At 63.6% G+C, this 15,337-nt stretch carries 15 protein-coding genes; 13 read left to right on the top strand and 2 right to left on the bottom strand.

Translation table 11 applies throughout. The annotated features are described in order from the left end of the window. Positions 1-190 precede the first annotated feature (190 nt). From rplM to P7F60_RS12370, 5 genes are all read left to right on the top strand, one after another. Positions 191-655, top strand: a complete 465-nt coding sequence (rplM, locus tag P7F60_RS12350; RefSeq protein ID WP_277918021.1) for a 50S ribosomal protein L13 — start codon at positions 191-193, stop codon at positions 653-655. 2 nt (positions 656-657) lie between these two features. Then, the gene (rpsI, locus tag P7F60_RS12355) at positions 658-1,122 is read left to right on the top strand and encodes a 30S ribosomal protein S9 (RefSeq protein ID WP_277918022.1); all 465 of its coding nucleotides are present in this window, start codon (positions 658-660) and stop codon (positions 1,120-1,122) included. A 136-nt stretch (positions 1,123-1,258) separates the two neighbouring features. Then, on the top strand, positions 1,259-2,209 hold the full coding sequence (speB, locus tag P7F60_RS12360) for an agmatinase (protein ID WP_277918023.1): 951 nt from the start codon (positions 1,259-1,261) through the stop codon (positions 2,207-2,209). A 69-nt stretch (positions 2,210-2,278) separates the two neighbouring features. Further along, complete coding sequence (gene argC / locus P7F60_RS12365; RefSeq protein WP_277918024.1) at positions 2,279-3,211, top strand: N-acetyl-gamma-glutamyl-phosphate reductase; 933 nt, start codon at positions 2,279-2,281, stop codon at positions 3,209-3,211. Continuing rightward, the gene (locus tag P7F60_RS12370; protein WP_277918025.1) at positions 3,211-4,044 is read left to right on the top strand and encodes an aminoglycoside phosphotransferase family protein; all 834 of its coding nucleotides are present in this window, start codon (positions 3,211-3,213) and stop codon (positions 4,042-4,044) included. The genes argC and P7F60_RS12370 overlap by 1 nt, the downstream gene beginning before the upstream one ends. Before the next feature lie 19 nt (positions 4,045-4,063). On the opposite strand, the gene P7F60_RS12375 is transcribed toward P7F60_RS12370, so the two are convergent. Next, positions 4,064-5,146 carry a COX15/CtaA family protein gene (locus P7F60_RS12375; RefSeq protein WP_277918026.1) on the bottom strand — a complete coding sequence of 361 codons (1,083 nt, stop codon included), beginning with the start codon at positions 5,144-5,146 and terminating at the stop codon, positions 4,064-4,066. Between the two features lie 130 nt (positions 5,147-5,276). Here P7F60_RS12375 and P7F60_RS12380 point away from each other — a divergent pair, with 130 nt between their 5' ends. Together P7F60_RS12380 and P7F60_RS12385 are read left to right on the top strand one after the other, a co-directional pair. Further along, positions 5,277-5,489 carry a DUF2842 domain-containing protein gene (locus P7F60_RS12380; RefSeq protein WP_277918027.1) on the top strand — a complete coding sequence of 71 codons (213 nt, stop codon included), beginning with the start codon at positions 5,277-5,279 and terminating at the stop codon, positions 5,487-5,489. A gap of 119 nt (positions 5,490-5,608) precedes the next feature. Beyond that, positions 5,609-6,835, top strand: coding sequence for a GNAT family N-acetyltransferase (locus P7F60_RS12385; RefSeq protein WP_277918028.1), 1,227 nt, complete (start codon positions 5,609-5,611; stop codon positions 6,833-6,835). Here P7F60_RS12385 and P7F60_RS12390 read toward each other — a convergent pair. After that, positions 6,802-8,955 carry a Wzz/FepE/Etk N-terminal domain-containing protein gene (locus tag P7F60_RS12390; RefSeq protein ID WP_277918029.1) on the bottom strand — a complete coding sequence of 718 codons (2,154 nt, stop codon included), beginning with the start codon at positions 8,953-8,955 and terminating at the stop codon, positions 6,802-6,804. The genes P7F60_RS12385 and P7F60_RS12390 overlap by 34 nt on opposite strands. 180 nt (positions 8,956-9,135) lie before the next feature. On the opposite strand from P7F60_RS12390, the gene P7F60_RS12395 reads away from it, so the two are divergent. The 6 genes from P7F60_RS12395 (at position 9,136) to P7F60_RS12420 (ending at position 15,309) form a co-directional block, all read left to right on the top strand. Further along, positions 9,136-9,711, top strand: a complete 576-nt coding sequence (locus P7F60_RS12395; RefSeq protein ID WP_277918030.1) for a polysaccharide biosynthesis/export family protein — start codon at positions 9,136-9,138, stop codon at positions 9,709-9,711. 6 nt (positions 9,712-9,717) lie between these two features. After that, positions 9,718-10,872, top strand: a complete 1,155-nt coding sequence (locus tag P7F60_RS12400; RefSeq protein WP_277918031.1) for a glycosyltransferase family 4 protein — start codon at positions 9,718-9,720, stop codon at positions 10,870-10,872. 135 nt (positions 10,873-11,007) lie between these two features. Further along, positions 11,008-12,573 (top strand): undecaprenyl-phosphate glucose phosphotransferase, encoded by a 1,566-nt coding sequence (locus tag P7F60_RS12405; RefSeq protein WP_277918032.1) that lies wholly within the window; start codon positions 11,008-11,010, stop codon positions 12,571-12,573. After that, positions 12,570-13,817, top strand: coding sequence for an O-antigen ligase family protein (locus tag P7F60_RS12410; protein WP_277918033.1), 1,248 nt, complete (start codon positions 12,570-12,572; stop codon positions 13,815-13,817). Before P7F60_RS12405 ends, P7F60_RS12410 begins: the two co-directional genes overlap by 4 nt. Beyond that, entirely contained in the window at positions 13,814-15,019 is a 1,206-nt protein-coding gene (locus P7F60_RS12415) for a glycosyltransferase family 4 protein (protein WP_277918034.1), read from the top strand. The genes P7F60_RS12410 and P7F60_RS12415 overlap by 4 nt, the downstream gene beginning before the upstream one ends. Beyond that, entirely contained in the window at positions 15,016-15,309 is a 294-nt protein-coding gene (locus tag P7F60_RS12420) for a DNA-binding protein (RefSeq protein WP_277918035.1), read from the top strand. The genes P7F60_RS12415 and P7F60_RS12420 overlap by 4 nt, the downstream gene beginning before the upstream one ends. Positions 15,310-15,337: the final 28 nt, after the last annotated feature.

The raw sequence follows: 15,337 nt of genomic DNA on the forward strand, positions 1-15,337 counted from the left end.
TTTTTACGGCGATGAAAAGCCGTCACCTTGACCGCATCCGACCGCTCCCGTATAAGCCACGCCAGCATGAAACATCGGCCTTCGTGGCCACGCGGCATGCGCTTTGGACCGGTTCTTCCATCCAAAAAATCAAGCAACAAGAAACGCTCCGCGCCACCAGCGCCGGGGTCCAACAAGAGAGTAACCGAAAATGGCAACTTTCGTTCAGAAGCCCGCAGAGGTGGAGAAGAAGTGGGTCATCATCGACGCCGAAGGGCTCGTCGTTGGCCGTCTCGCCTCCCTCATCGCCATGCGCCTGCGCGGCAAGCATAAGGCAACCTACACCCCCCACGTCGACGACGGCGACAACGTCATCGTCATCAACGCGGAGAAGGTCGCCCTCACCGGCAAAAAGTACAGCGACAAGACCTACTACTGGCACACCGGCTATCCGGGTGGCATCAAGGAGCGCACGGCTCGCCAGATCATCGAAGGCCGCTTCCCGGAGCGCGTCCTCGAGAAGGCCGTCGAGCGCATGATCCCGCGTGGTCCGCTGGGCCGTCGCCAGATGAAGAACCTGCGCGTCTACGCCGGCTCGAACCATCCCCATGAAGCGCAGCAGCCGACCGTCCTCGACGTCGCCAAGCTGAACAGCAAGAATGTAAGGAGCGCCTGATCATGGCCGATCTTTCTTCCCTGAAGGACCTCGCTCCGGCTCAGGACGCTGCCCCGACGCATGTCCGCAAGGTCGACGCCCAGGGCCGTTCCTACGCAACCGGCAAGCGCAAGAACGCCGTTGCCCGCGTCTGGGTCAAGCCGGGCTCCGGCAAGATCACGATCAACGGCAAGGAATTCGGTCACTACTTCGCCCGTCCGGTTCTGCAGATGATCCTGCGCCAGCCGGTCGTCGCCGCTGCCCGTGACGGCCAGTTCGACATCGTCGCCACCGTTGCCGGTGGCGGTCTTTCCGGTCAGGCCGGTGCCGTTCGTCACGGCATCTCCAAGGCGCTGACCTACTTCGAACCGGGCCTGCGCTCGGTCCTGAAGAAGGGCGGCTTCCTGACCCGCGATAGCCGCGTCGTCGAACGCAAGAAGTACGGCAAGGCCAAGGCCCGTCGTTCGTTCCAGTTCTCGAAGCGCTGATCGCGTCTTCCGATTTGGTTCATGGAAAAGGCGGGGCTTCGGCTCCGCCTTTTTCTTTTGCGCCCGTGTCTTGAAAGCCGTCCGGCGCTCGCATAACACAGTGCCCGACCCCTTGCGGAGCACAACGAGAAGCAAAATGGCCAAGACGATCGACCATGCATTCACCGCGAAAACCCTGACCTCGGCGGCGACCGACCCGACCTATGCCGGCACGCTGTCCTTCATGCGCCGCAAATACACCAAGCAGGTGAAGGGCACGGATGCGGTCGTCTGGGGCATTCCCTTCGATGCCGCCACCTCCAATCGCCCCGGCGCCCGTTTCGGACCGCAGGCCATCCGCCGCGCCTCCGCCATCTTCGACAACGATCCGCAATATCCCTTCGGCCGCGATCTCTTCGCCGAGATGGCGGTGGTCGATTACGGCGATTGCCTGCTCGATTACGGCAATCACTGGAAGACGCCTTCGGCCATCGAGAAGGAAGCCACCAAGCTGCTGTCGGCGACCGATTTCCTGCTGACGCTTGGCGGCGACCATTTCATCACCTGGCCGCTCCTGAAAGCCCATGCCGCCAAGCACGGGCCGCTGGCCATGGTGCAGTTCGACGCCCATCAGGACACCTGGTTCGACGACGGCAAGCGCATCGACCATGGCTCCTTCGTCGGCCGCGCCGTGCGCGACGGCATCATCGACCCTGCGAAATCGATTCAGGTCGGCATCCGCACCCATGCGCCGGACGATTGCGGCGTGCGCATCGTCTATGGCCATGAGGTCGAGGACATGTCGGCGGCGGCGATTGCCGAGACGATTCTTACGCATACACAGGGCGCGCCCGCCTATCTCACCTTCGACATCGATTGCCTGGACCCGGCCTTTGCGCCCGGCACCGGCACGCCGGTCGCCGGCGGGCCGTCGAGCTCGAAAATTCTCTCTGTATTGCAGCGGCTGCAGGCGCTCGATATTCGTGGCGCCGATGTGGTCGAAGTGGCCCCGGCCTACGACCATGCCGACATCACCGCCATCGCCGGCGCGACGGTTGCGATGTACATGCTCGGCCTGCGCGCCGAGGCGCTCGCGAAACGCCGTTGAGAAACTGAATCATCTTCATGCTAAACTGAGTCGGACAACCATCCCAAGGCATTGAAAAGGCAGAACGACATGGCCCCCAGGATCTTCATCGACGGCGAACACGGAACCACCGGCCTGCAAATCCGCACCCGCATGGCCGGCCGCCGCGACGTCGAGCTTCTGTCCATTCCGGAAGCCGAACGGCGCAACGCCGCCATGCGCGAGGACCTGCTCAACGGCGCCGATATCGCCATCCTCTGCCTGCCCGACGATGCGTCGAAACAGGCCGTCGAGATGCTCTCCGGCAACAACAAGGTGCGAGTGATCGACACCTCCACCGCCTTCCGCGTCGCGCCGGACTGGGTCTACGGCTTTGCCGAAATGGACAAGGCGCAGGCGGACAAAATTCGCGGCGCGCGGCATGTCGCCAATCCCGGCTGCTACCCGACCGGCGCCATCGGCCTCCTGCGGCCGCTGCGCGCCGCCGGCATCCTGCCGGACACTTATCCGGTCAGCGTCAATGCGGTCTCCGGCTATACCGGCGGCGGCAAGCAGATGATCGCGCAGATGGAAGACCCCAACCACCCGGAAGCGATCACCGCCCCGCATTTCCTCTACGGTCTGACGCTCAAGCACAAGCATGTGCTCGAGATGACGACGCATGGCCTGCTCAGCCGCGCGCCGATCTTCTCGCCCTCGGTCGGCAATTTCGCCCAAGGCATGATCGTGCAGGTGCCGCTGTTCCTCGAAGACCTCTCCGGCGACGCCTCGCTCGAATCGATCCATGCGGCGCTGACGGCGCATTATGCCGGCCAGGACATCGTCACCGTCGTGCCATTGGCCGAAAGCGCTGCCCTGCCGCGCATCGACGCCACGGAACTGGCGGGCCAGGACACGATGAAGCTTTTCGTCTTCGGCACGCCGGGCGGCGCGCAGGTCAACCTTGTCGCCCTGCTCGACAATCTCGGCAAGGGCGCTTCGGGGGCGGCGGTGCAGAACATGGATCTGATGCTGTCGGCTTGATGAAGGTCTCATTCCCGGCCGGATGGCGCATCGAAAGCGCCGTGGAGATTGCCGATACCCCCGCCGGCACAGTTTTCGAGGTAATCCGGGCCGGCAGCGAGCCCGCTGTCGTCAAGCTTCTCAAACCGAAAGCGCTGATCGACAGTCTGCGCGGCGCCGATTTCATGGCGTGGCGCGACGGCATCGGTTGCGTGCGGCTGATCGCGCGATCCGAAACCATGCTGCTGATGGAACACGCCGGCGCGGTGACGCTCCGCGACCGGCTGAAAACCCATGGCGATGCGGATGCCACCGGCATCGCCGCCGAGGTGTTGCTTGCCTATCACAGCGCCTCGGACACCGATTCGCCGGCCAGCCTGCAGCCCCTAGACCGCTATTTCGCCAGTCTATTCGCCAAGGCGGGGCAGGATCGCCGCGATGGTATCGAAAGCCCGTTCACCGAGGCTGCGGAACTGGCGGGCAGGCTGATTGCCGACCAGCGTGACATCAAGCCGCTGCATGGAGATCTGCATCACGAAAACATCATGCATGGCCCACGCGGCTGGCTGATCATCGACCCCATCGGGCTGATCGGCGATGCGGCGCTGGATGTCGCCAACATGTTTTCCAATCCGTTGGATCGCTTCGACCTGACCCGCAGCGAAGAACGCATCGCTGCCATGGCCGCCGTCTTTTCCGAAGCGTTGAAGCGTGACGTCAGGACCATCCTCCGCTACGCCTTCGCCTATGGCTGCCTGTCGACCGCATGGCATGAGGAGGATGGCAATCCGCAGGAGCGAGACAATGAACTAGCCGTCGTAACCGCCGTCAAGGCGGTGCTGGCGCAGGCGTGATGCCCGCGCCCCCCGTTCCTTACCCGCGCGGATATTCCCCGACGAAGCCGCGCCAATGGGCGACGGCGAAGCCGAGCACGACCAGCGCGCCGCCCTGATGCAGCAGCGCCCAGTGCAGCGGCACCTGCAGCACCAGCGTGGTGATGCCGATGGCGGCCTGCAAGGTGACCAGCGCAAAGAGCACGACCGAACGGCGGGCATGGGTGGTGTTCGGTGCGGCGCGCAGCGAGGCGATCATATGCATCAGCACCAGCGCAAACAGCACATAGGCGCCGAGGCGGTGGATATATTGCACCGTCTTCGGGTTTTCGAAGAAGTTGACGATCACAGGCTTCTGGATCAACAGGTCGCCGGGAATCCACGAACCATCCATCAGCGGCCAGGTGTTGTAGGCAAAGCCGGCATCGAGGCCGGCGACCAGCGCGCCCAGATAAATCTGGAACAGCGCGAAGCAGGCGATGATGATGGCCATTTTCTTCGAGCGGTCAGTCGGCGCCCGGTCATGGGAATGCGGCGACAGGCCGCGCAGGATCCACATGCAACTCGCAAAGATCAGACAGGCGGTGATCAGGTGCGCCGCCAGCCGATACTGGCTGACATCGGTGCGCACGGCGAGGCCTGAGGACACCATCCACCAGCCGATGAAACCCTGGAAACCGCCGAGCGCCAGAATGCCGAGCAGCGGCCAACGCAGGCGGCGCTCGATGCGGCCGGTCACCCAGAAGAACAGCAGCGGCAGGCCGAAGATGACGCCGACGCTGCGCGCCAGCAGCCGGTGCGACCACTCCCACCAGAAGATCGTCTTGAATTCGTCGACGGTCATGCCCTTGTTGAGTTGCTCGTATTGCGGAATACGCTGGTAGAGCTGGAATTCCTCCTCCCATTCCGTGGCCGTCAGCGGCGGGATGACGCCGTGGATCGGCTTCCACTCGGTGATCGACAGGCCGGAATCGGTCAACCGCGTGGCGCCGCCGACGATGACGAGACAGAAGAGAACGACGAGCACCACGCCCAGCCAGATACGAACGGCGAGCCGGTCGCGATCCTGCCGGGTTCGGGCGTCGAGAACGGGGCTTTCCCGCAAGGTCTGATACGCTGCCATGATCTTCCTCGTTTCTGGCGGTTGATTTGCCTCACCCGCCCATGCAAAACAAGGCCCAAACGTTTGCGGCATGCGGTCGCGGCCTGAAAAGGGCTGCCTGCCCTGCCCCCAAAGAGACAAGGGATCGACCATGCCCGCTCGCCTGCGCAGCTTCATCGGCACTGTTCTGCTGATCATCATCGTTCTGGTCTACGCCTTCCTGGCGACCACCATCGCGACGCTGACGCTCGGCGCGTCGCCCTGGTGGGTGCACCTGCTCTACTTCACCTTTACCGGCCTGTTGTGGATCCTGCCGGCGATGGTGCTGATCAAGTGGATGGCCGGGCCGAAAAAGAAATCTTAACCGGCCGCTAACCCAAGCAGACGGAATTTTGGCCCCGCCACGGCGCGTGTAACCCAATCTGCGTGGCTACATCCTAAACTGCCGGCCGAACCCCGCTCGTCACGTCAGGGAATGTCACCGTGCAGGCCGAACCCGTTTCTTCGCTGTTTTCGCCAGCGGCGCAGGCCGATCTGGTCATCGAGGTCTTTGACGGCATGGAGCCGCTCAAGGCCGACTGGGCGGCGTTGGAGCGCGAGGAATTGAACTCTCTGCATCAAGGTTACGCGTGGTGCCGCGCCTGGGTGAAAACCCATGATGTGCCGCTCGCCATCCTGCGCGGCCGGCAGGGCGGGCAGACGGTCTTCATCCTGCCGCTGGAAATCGTCCGCCACAATATGGCGCGCGTGGCGCAGTTCATCGCCGGGCGGTTCAGTAATCTCAACACAGGACTGTTTGCTCCCGCCTTCCGCGACAGCCTGACCCCGCACGATGCGCAGGCGCTCGCGAGGCGCATCGCCGAAGCGCTCAGGGACCGTGCCGATCTCATCGCGCTGCGCAACATTCCCGCGCAGTGGCGTGGCGCGGACACCGCGCTCGCCGCCCTGCCCGCGGTCGAAAACCAGAACCATGCCTTCCAGCTTCCCTTGTCGCCCAGCTTCGAGGAGACGCTGCAGCAGCTCAACGCAAAGCGGAGGCGCAAGAAATTCCGCCAGCAGACGCGGCGGCTGGAGGCGACCGGCGGCTATCAGCATGTCATCGCCCGCGAGACGGCCGAAAAACACGCGCTCATGGAAAAATTCTTCGAGCAGAAGGCAATTCGCTTCAAGGCGCTCGGCCTGCCGAATGTCTTTCATGCGTCGGAGACCCAGAGCTTTTTCCACAGGCTGCTCGATTCGGGCAGCGATGGACAAAATGTGCCGCTCGAACTGCATGCCCTGCGGCTGAAGGGCGAGCATGAGGGACATATCGCGGCGATCGCCGGACTGTCGCGCAAGGGACGACATGTGATCTGCCAGTTCGGCTCGATCGACGAATCGGTGATGGCGGATGCCAGCCCCGGCGAACTGCTGTTCTGGCACATGATCGAGCGCGCCTGCGCCGAGGGGGCCGAACTGTTCGATTTCGGCATCGGCGACCAGGCCTACAAGCGCTGCTGGTGTACGCAGGAAACCGTGCATTACGACGTGCTGCTGCCGGTCACCGCGCTCGGCCGCCTCGCCGCCCTCGCGCAGCGCGGGGTGACGCGCACCAAGGCGGCGATCAAGGGCAATGCCCAGTTCTACGGTCTCGTCCAGCGCTTGCGCGCTCGTGTTTCAAACGGTGGCGATAAGGATCAGGCGGCGCGCGACGCCGCGAGCGAAGGATGATCGGGGTCCGAGAGCAGGATCGGATTCGCGTAACCGGCCTTGGAGAGTTCGCCAAGCGCCTTGGCCAGCTTGCGCTCCTCCGGCTTCGGCATCGACAGGACGATATGCGCCTCGCGATTGCGCGATACCCGCTCGATGGCATGGGCGGGCGCCGGTCCGCATTCGACGACGACACGATCGTAAACCTCGGCCAGGGCATCGACGATCATCGAAAGGCGTTCTGAAGCGCGCATGGCGCCGATGAAATCGGCATTGCCCTGCGGGATGACATGCGCCGTCGAATCCCGGTCGGAATGGATGGTCTGGGCGAAGGCGGCCTTGCCTTGCAGCAGGTCGGTGATGCCCGGCAGTTTCGGGCCTGATGCCATCAAGCGGCTCGGGCAACCGGAGCCGGTGAGATCGAGCAGCACGGTGTGCAGGCCGTTTTCACCGAGCTGCCGGGCGAGCGCCACCGTCATCGCCGAGCCGGCGTCGCCATCCGGCGACAGGCTGATGACGATCTTGCCTGGGCGCGCCGCCAAGAGGGCGGCGACCGAGGCGACGGAAAACTCGTCCTCTTCCGGCTGCGCATCCACCGGTTGGGCGACAGCCGCCGGAAGTTCCTCCGGCTGGTCGGCAAGAAGGCTGACGGGCGCATCCTTCACCTCCTCGTCAGGGCGCTTCGCGACGATGGGTGCTGCGACAACCGCCGGCACAGCCGGGCCGACCGGCTTCAGGGCGCGACCGCTGAACAGTTCCATCAGCATGATGACAACGGAGGAGAGCACGAAACCAGCGAGCGCTGCGACGATGACGATCGGCAGCACCTTCGGGAAATAGGGCTCCTGCGGATCGACGGCGCGAGAGATGATGCGGGCATCGGCCGGCGTCGCATTCTTGTCGATGCGCGAGGAGGCCTCGCGGTAGCGGGCGAGATAGGTTTCGAGCAATTGCCGCTGGGCGGCCGCTTCGCGCTCCAAGGCGTTCAGCTCCACCGTATCGTTGCCGGCACGGGCCGAATCGGCCTTCAGGGCATTGAGCTGGCCGAGAAGCTGGCGCTCACGCATCTGCGCGACCTTGGCATCGTTGGTGAAGCCGGAAATGACCTTCTGGCCCTCGCGCTCGATCTGGGCGCGCACATCCGCCAGCTGTGCGCGCAGGCCCTTGATGCGCGGATGGCCGTCGAGCAGCGAAGTCGAGAGGTCGGAAATCTGCGCCTGAAGCTGCGACTGCGTTTCCTTGAGGCGCTGGATGATTTGCGCGCCGGCGACATCGGTCAGCGTGTCGAGCGAACGGCCGTCCTGCAAGGCGGCGCGAACGTTTTCAGCGCGTGCCTCCGCCGTCGCCTTCTCGCCGCGTACGCGGGTCAGCTCGGTGGAGATATCGGCGAGCTGGCGGCTGACGAAGGTGCCGCCGGTGGCCGCATCGCCGGTCTGAAGCAGATCGGCCGAGGCGCGGTAATCGGCGACCTTCTTTTCCGCCTCGCGCACCTTTTCGCGCAGGTTGGCGATTTCCGGCTCCAGCCAGCGGGCGGCCTCGGAATTGGTGTCGAGCTTGGCACCGCTCTGCAACGATAGATAAACGCGCACCATTTCGTTCGGCACGGCGGCGGCGAGCTTCGGATCCTTCGACGAGAACTGGATGCCGATGACGCGCGACTTCTCCGCCTGGTAGACGGTCAGCCGGTCGGTGAATTCCTTGATGACCCGCTCCTCGGGAGCGAGATCCAGCGGATTGCTCTTGAGGCCGAGCAGCACCATGACGTCGGAGATAGCGGACGGCTTGACGGTCGGGTCGAATTCCTCGCGCTCGTAGAGCTTCAGGTCGCGGGCCACCTGCTTGATCAGGTCGACGGATTGCAGCACCTGCACCTGGCTGGCAATGTTGAGGTCGTCGAGCAGCGGCTGGCTTTCGCCGGGCGCGCCCTGGTCGCCCTTGCCGCTGTTATAGGTCGGCGTGCGCTGTTCGATGAGGATGCGGCTTTCGCTGCGATAGGTCGGCGAAATCAGCCGCGCGCCGCCATAGGCCAGGATTGCGGCGGCGACGGTGATGGCGAGAACCCTGCCCTTCCTTTTCCAGATCGCCCGGAAAAGCTGGCCGAGATCGATATCGACATCCTGCTGATGATTTGCGCCCGACATGGCGTACTCCAAACTATGAGATGCCGGGATCGTAAACGGACATGGTAACTCAACCGTTAAGACGGAAACCGCGCATTACACGCACTTTCAAGCCTGAAAATTTCGTCATCATTTACCGGACATTAACCTTAATGGATCGATAACGGAGGCAACGAACACACGGTTTGGAGCACCAAACGAATGTCCTTGGCGACATCAAGACATGTCCTGGCGTTGGCCTTTGCCGCGGCGACGGCGATCCTGCCCGGCTGCTCGACCTACAAGCCGGCGCCCAAGGCCTTCCACGAGGCGACCATCCAGCCCTATACGCTCGATGCCGGCGACCGCCTGCGCATCACCGTCTTCGAGCAGGAGGGACTGACGAATTCCTATACGGTCGATCAGGCCGGCTACATCGCCTTTCCGCTGATCGGCCAGGTGCCTGCGCGCGGCCGCACGCTGCAGCAGCTCGAAGCCCTGATCGCGCAAAAATTGCGCGGCGGCTACCTGCGCGATCCCGATGTCAGCGTCGAGGTCGATCGCTATCGCTCGGTCTTCGTCATGGGCGAAGTCGGGCAGGCCGGACAATATTCCTATGTGCCGGGCATGACGGTGCAGAACGCCATCGCGGTCGCCGGCGGCTACAGCCCGCGCGCCTATCAGGGCAATGCCGATATCACGCGGCGCATCAACGGGGAGATTCTGACCGGCCGGGTATCGATTTCCGATCCCGTCATGGCTGGCGACACCATCTATGTCAGAGAGCGGTTCTTCTGACGGTCCATGCCTCCTCCCCAACGCCCACTGCGCATCATCCACTGCTTTCGCTCGCCGGTCGGCGGCATTTTCAGGCATGTGCGCGATCTCGCCGAACAGCATGCGGGCGCCGGTCATCAGGTCGGCATTCTCTGCGACAGTTCGACGGGCGGGGAGCATGAGGAGCGGCTGTTCGAGCAGATAAGACCGCATCTCGCCCTCGGCCTCATCCGCCTTCCGATCCGGCGATCCGTCTCTCCGACGGATCTTGGGGCGCTGTGGACGAGCTACAAACAGATCAAGGCATTGCAGCCTGATGTCCTGCACGGTCATGGCGCCAAGGGTGGCGTTCTGGCCCGCATCATCGGCTCAGCCCTGCGGGTGAACAAGTATTGCGTAGCCCGCCTCTACTCGCCGCATGGCGGCAGCATGCATTTCGAGCCGCGCTCGCTGACCGGCCAAGCCGTGCTGCGGCTCGAACGGCTGCAGGAACGTTTCGGCGATGCGCTCGTCTTCGTCTGCGATGACGAGCGGTGGACCTATGAACGCAAGGTCGGAAAACCCATCCGGCTGACGCGGCGCATCTATAACGGCATTGGCGACGACGAATTCGAACCGGTGCCGCTGGCGCCGGATGCGGCGGACTATCTCTATATCGGCATGTTGCGCGACCTGAAGGGGCCGGATGTCTTCATCGACGCCTTCGCCCGCACAGAGGCTTTGGTCGGACATCCCCTGCGTGCGAAAATCATCGGCGACGGGCCGGATCGCGACCGCTATGCACGGATGATCGCCGATCTCGGCCTTTCGGAACGCATCGCCCTGATGCCGGCCATGCCGAGCAGGCAGGGTTTTGCGCTGTCGCCGCGCGTCGTCGTGCCCTCGCGGGCCGAGGCCATGCCCTATACCGTGCTGGAAGCGCTGGCCGCCGGGCGCGCGGTGATCGCCTCGCGCGTCGGCGGCATTCCCGAAGTGCTGGGTACGGATAGTGAAGCCCTTGCAATTCCCGGCGACGCTGCCGATCTTTCACGCATCATGGCCGCTTCACTTGGCGATCCCGGATGGCAGGCGCGGGTCATGCCGCGGGCGGATGATTTCCGCAGCCGGTTTTCCGCTAGTATCATGGCGCGGGACATGCTCGATCTCTACCGCGATATCCTCGATTCTCCCGGCCTGTCCTGAAGCGGGACAACCTGCCGTAAGCGTTTCTTAGGGCCTTTTTGCTATCGATCGAACCCAAGATGCTGCTCGGAAGCGCAATGCCGCGCCTTCGGGCTTCAGGCAGTCCGGCAATGCCGCAGGGACCGGGTGGACGCGATGAACCAAATCCAGAAGTCTGACGAATTCGATCTCGAGGCCATCCGCCAGAAGATTTGGCAGGAATCCGCCGCCGTGCGCGACAGCGAGGCGCCGCCGGCCAGCGAAAGCGTTCCCCTCAATGCCTTTGCACGCCAGATCGCCGAGCAGTTTCGCCAGACCAGCTACACGCCCAACCTGCTCATCGGGCAACTGCGGCTGCTGGAATTCCTCGCGCTGCTGGCGATCGGCATGGGCATCCATGCCTGGTACAATCCCTGGCAGTCGCCGTTTTCGCCGCTCACCCTGCTTTTCATGCTGATCGGCGCGGGTGCGGCCGTGCTGTTCCTGCATGTCATGGATACCTATCAGGTGCAGGCTCTGCGCGCCTCCTTCAAGACACTGCCGAAGGTGATGAGCGCCTGGGGCATCGCCTTCGGGTTGATAGCGCTGGCGCTGTTTCTGCTGAAATCCGGCGGCGATCATTCCCGCCTGTGGTTTGTCGCCTGGTTCGTGACCGGCGCGGTCTACCTGACGGTCGAGCGCAGCCTCGTGTCCTATGGCGTTCGCCACTGGGCCCGCAACGGAACCATGGAGCGCCGCGCCGTCATCGTCGGCGGGGGCCAGCCGGCCAAGGATCTGATCCGCGCGCTGGAGCAGCAGCCGGAAAACGACATCCGCATCTGCGGCATCTTCGACGACCGCAACGAAACCCGTTCGCCTTCCATGGTGGCCGGCTATCCCAAGCTCGGCACCGTCGCCGAACTTGTGGAGTTCGCCCGCCTCGCCCGCATCGACATGCTGATCATCTCGCTGCCGCTCAGCGCCGAAGCGCGCATCCTGCAACTCCTGAAGAAACTCTGGGTGTTACCGCTCGACATCCGCCTCGCCGCCCATGCCAACAAGCTGCGTTTCCGCCCGCGCGCCTATTCCAAGGTCGGCGCGGTGCCGATGCTCGATATCTTCGACCGGCCGATTCGCGATTGGGATTCGGTCGCCAAGCGCATCTTCGACGTCACTTTCTCGCTGATCGCGCTTGCCCTGCTGTGGCCGATCATGCTCGGCGCCGCACTGGCCGTGAAGCTGACCTCCAAGGGGCCGATCATCTTCATGCAGAAGCGCCATGGCTTCAACAACGAGATCATCAACGTCTTCAAGTTCCGCTCGATGTATACCGAGATGAGCGACCCGACGGCCCGCAACGCCGTCACCAAGAACGATCCGCGCGTCACCCCGGTCGGCCGTTTCATCCGCAAGACCTCCATCGACGAGTTGCCGCAAATCTTCAACGTGCTGCGCGGCGACCTGTCGCTCGTCGGCCCGCGTCCGCATGCCGTGCTCGCCCAGACCCACGACCGGCTCTATGTCGATGTCGTCGAGGGTTATTTCGCCCGTCACCGCGTCAAGCCCGGCGTCACCGGCTGGGCGCAGATCAACGGCTGGCGTGGCGAGGTCGATAATGACGACAAGATCAAATTCCGCACCGCCTACGATCTGTATTACATCGAGAACTGGTCTTTGCTGCTCGACCTGAAGATCCTGTTCCTGACCCCCTTCCGCCTGCTGAACACGGAAAACGCCTATTGAGCGCGCTCGCCGACCACGCTGCCCTGCCTTTTCTGCCGCAGCGCGCCGCGTTGCGGCTGATCGGCTCGTTCATGGTCGGCTGCGGCGTTTTCCTCTCCGGCTTCGTCATCTCGGAGCCGGCGCCCTATGAACTGATCCATGTGGCGCTGATCGGGGTCGGCTTTCTTGGCGGTTTGCGTATCTCGCGCAATGTCGCGCCGCTGCTCGCTTTGCTGCTGGTGTTCAATGTCGGCGGCATCCTGTCGCTGACGGTGATGGCCGATCTCGATGTCGGGCCGATGTATCTCGCCGTCTCCACCTTCCTGGCGCTGACCTCGGTCTTTTATGCCGCCGTGATCGAGGGGGATGCCTCGCGGCTGAAGGTCATCTTCAATGCCTGGGTGCTGGCTGCTGTCATCACCTCGCTGCTCGGCATTCTCGGCTATTTCCATGCCTTTCCCGGCTCGGAAATCTTTACGCGCTACGACCGCGCCATGGGCGCCTTCCAGGATCCAAACGTCTTCGGCCCCTTCCTGATCGCGCCGGCGCTCTATCTGGTCTATGGTCTGCTGACCGGCCGGCCGCTCGAATCGCTGTGGCGCATCGGCGGGCTGCTGGTCATCGTGCTTGGCATCTTCCTGTCGTTCTCGCGCGCCGCCTGGGCGCTGTTCCTGTTCTGCGCCTGCCTGATGGTGTTCATCATGCTGCTGAAGGAACGCACCGGCGCCTTCCGCTTAAAAATCCTCGTGCTGTCGCTGTTGGCGGTGATCGTTTTGTTCGGCGCCATCGTCGGGGCGATGCAATCGCAAAAGGTCTCGAACCTGTTTTCGAGCCGCGCCCAACTGGAGCAGGATTACGACGCCGGCCATCTCGGCCGTTTCGAGCGCCACCGCATCGGCTTCCTGATGTCGATGGAGCATCCGCTCGGCATCGGTCCGATGACCTTCAGCAAGATTTTCCCCGAGGACGAACACAATATCTGGCTGAAATCGCTGACCACCTACGGCTGGATCGGCTTTATTTCCTACATCACCATGATGATCTGGACGCTATCGACGGGCTTCAAATACCTGCTGCGCCATCGCGACTGGCAGCCTTATCTGATGATTTCCTGGATCGTCATCCTCGGCCATGTGCTGATCGGCAATGTCATCGACACCGATCACTGGCGGCATTTCTACCTGCTGCTCGGTATCGTCTGGGGCTGCAGGGCGCTGGAAATGCGCCATCAGAGAAACCTTTCCCGGAGCGCGGCAATTCCATGACCCGACACAAGGCCAGGCAATCCCTGTCGATTCTGCAGGTTCTGGAACCGAGCGGCGGCGGCTCCGGCCGGCATTTCCTCGATCTTTGCCGGGGATTGAAGGAACGCGGTCACCGCGTCGTCGCCGTCTATTCGCCGCTGCGCGCCGAGGAACGTTTCGTGCGCGAACTCTCGGCGCTCGACCTTGCGGGCGTGCACGCCGTGCCGATGACCCGCGCCCCCGGTCCTTCCGATTTCAAGGCCTGGCGGATGCTGAATGCCGTCATCCGCGACGACGGCCCGTTCGACGCCATCCATGCCCATAGCTCCAAGGCTGGTGCGCTCACCCGCCTGCGCCTGCCGGGCTCCCATATCCCGCGCGTCTATACGCCGCATGCCTTCCGAACCATGGACCCGACGCTCGGCCGCGCCGGGCGACTGATCTTCGGCACGATCGAAAGTCTTCTCGGACGCTTTCTCTCCGACCGTATCGTCTGCGTTTCGCAGGACGAGCAGGCCCATGCGAAAAGCCTGGGGATCCCGGCACGCCGGCTGGCAACCGTCGTCAACGGCGTCACCCCGCCACCGACCGGGCATGGCTCGGCCCTGCGCGAACGGCTCGGCATTCCCCATGATTCGCTGCTTTACGGCTTCGTCGGCCGCCTGTCACACCAAAAAGCGCCCAATCGCTTGCTCGATGCCTTCGACCGCATCGCCGGCGCGCACCCTTGTGCCCATCTGCTGATGATCGGCGCCGGCGAGTTGGAAAGCGAGGTCCGCACCCGAATCGCCGCCTCCCCCTTTGACACGCGCATCCACCTCGAACCCGGCATTCCCGGCACCGAGGCCATGGATGCCTTCGATGCGCTGGTCATGCCCAGCCGTTACGAGGCGATGTCCTATGTGATGCTGGAAGCCGCCGCCGCCGGGAAGCCGATGATCCTCACCGATGTCGGCGGGGCGGCCTGCGTGCTGGACGACGGTCTCAACGGCCTGCTGGTGCCGAACACCGACGCCCCCGAGGCGCTGGCTGCCGCGATGGCGGTTTTTGCCGCACCGGACAGCCTGCACGCCTTCACGCGCGAGGCCGGTCGACGCAAACATCGTTATGCGCTGGGGGTAATGGTCGATGGCATCGAGTCGATCTATCGCACGCTTGTCCCGCAACGCAGCGATATCAGGGCATTGACGCCGGCCGATACCGCGCTAGTTGAAAAGGCATGATCACGGCCGCCCACCTCCGCGCCGCCCGCGCCCTTCTCGGACTGACGATCGACGACATCGCCAGCGCAGCCGGGCTTTCGTCTGAGATCGTCGAACAGGCGGAAGCCGGTCAGGAACATGATTTCGACATCCTGCGCCTGCTGCGCAATGCGCTGGAAGAAAAAGGCATTGCTTTTCTGGCCGATAATAGCGGCATGGAAGGCGGAATCGGCGTGCGCTTACGCCATACGGACCAGGCCTCTCAAGACGGCATTCGCCCGGAAAACCTTAACGCCGCCAATGACGGCTGAGGCGTAACGCGCTTCTCCGTCAAGGTTC

This window comes from Rhizobium sp. YJ-22, from assembly GCF_029601685.1.
In the GTDB taxonomy this organism is placed as follows: domain Bacteria; phylum Pseudomonadota; class Alphaproteobacteria; order Rhizobiales; family Rhizobiaceae; genus Metarhizobium.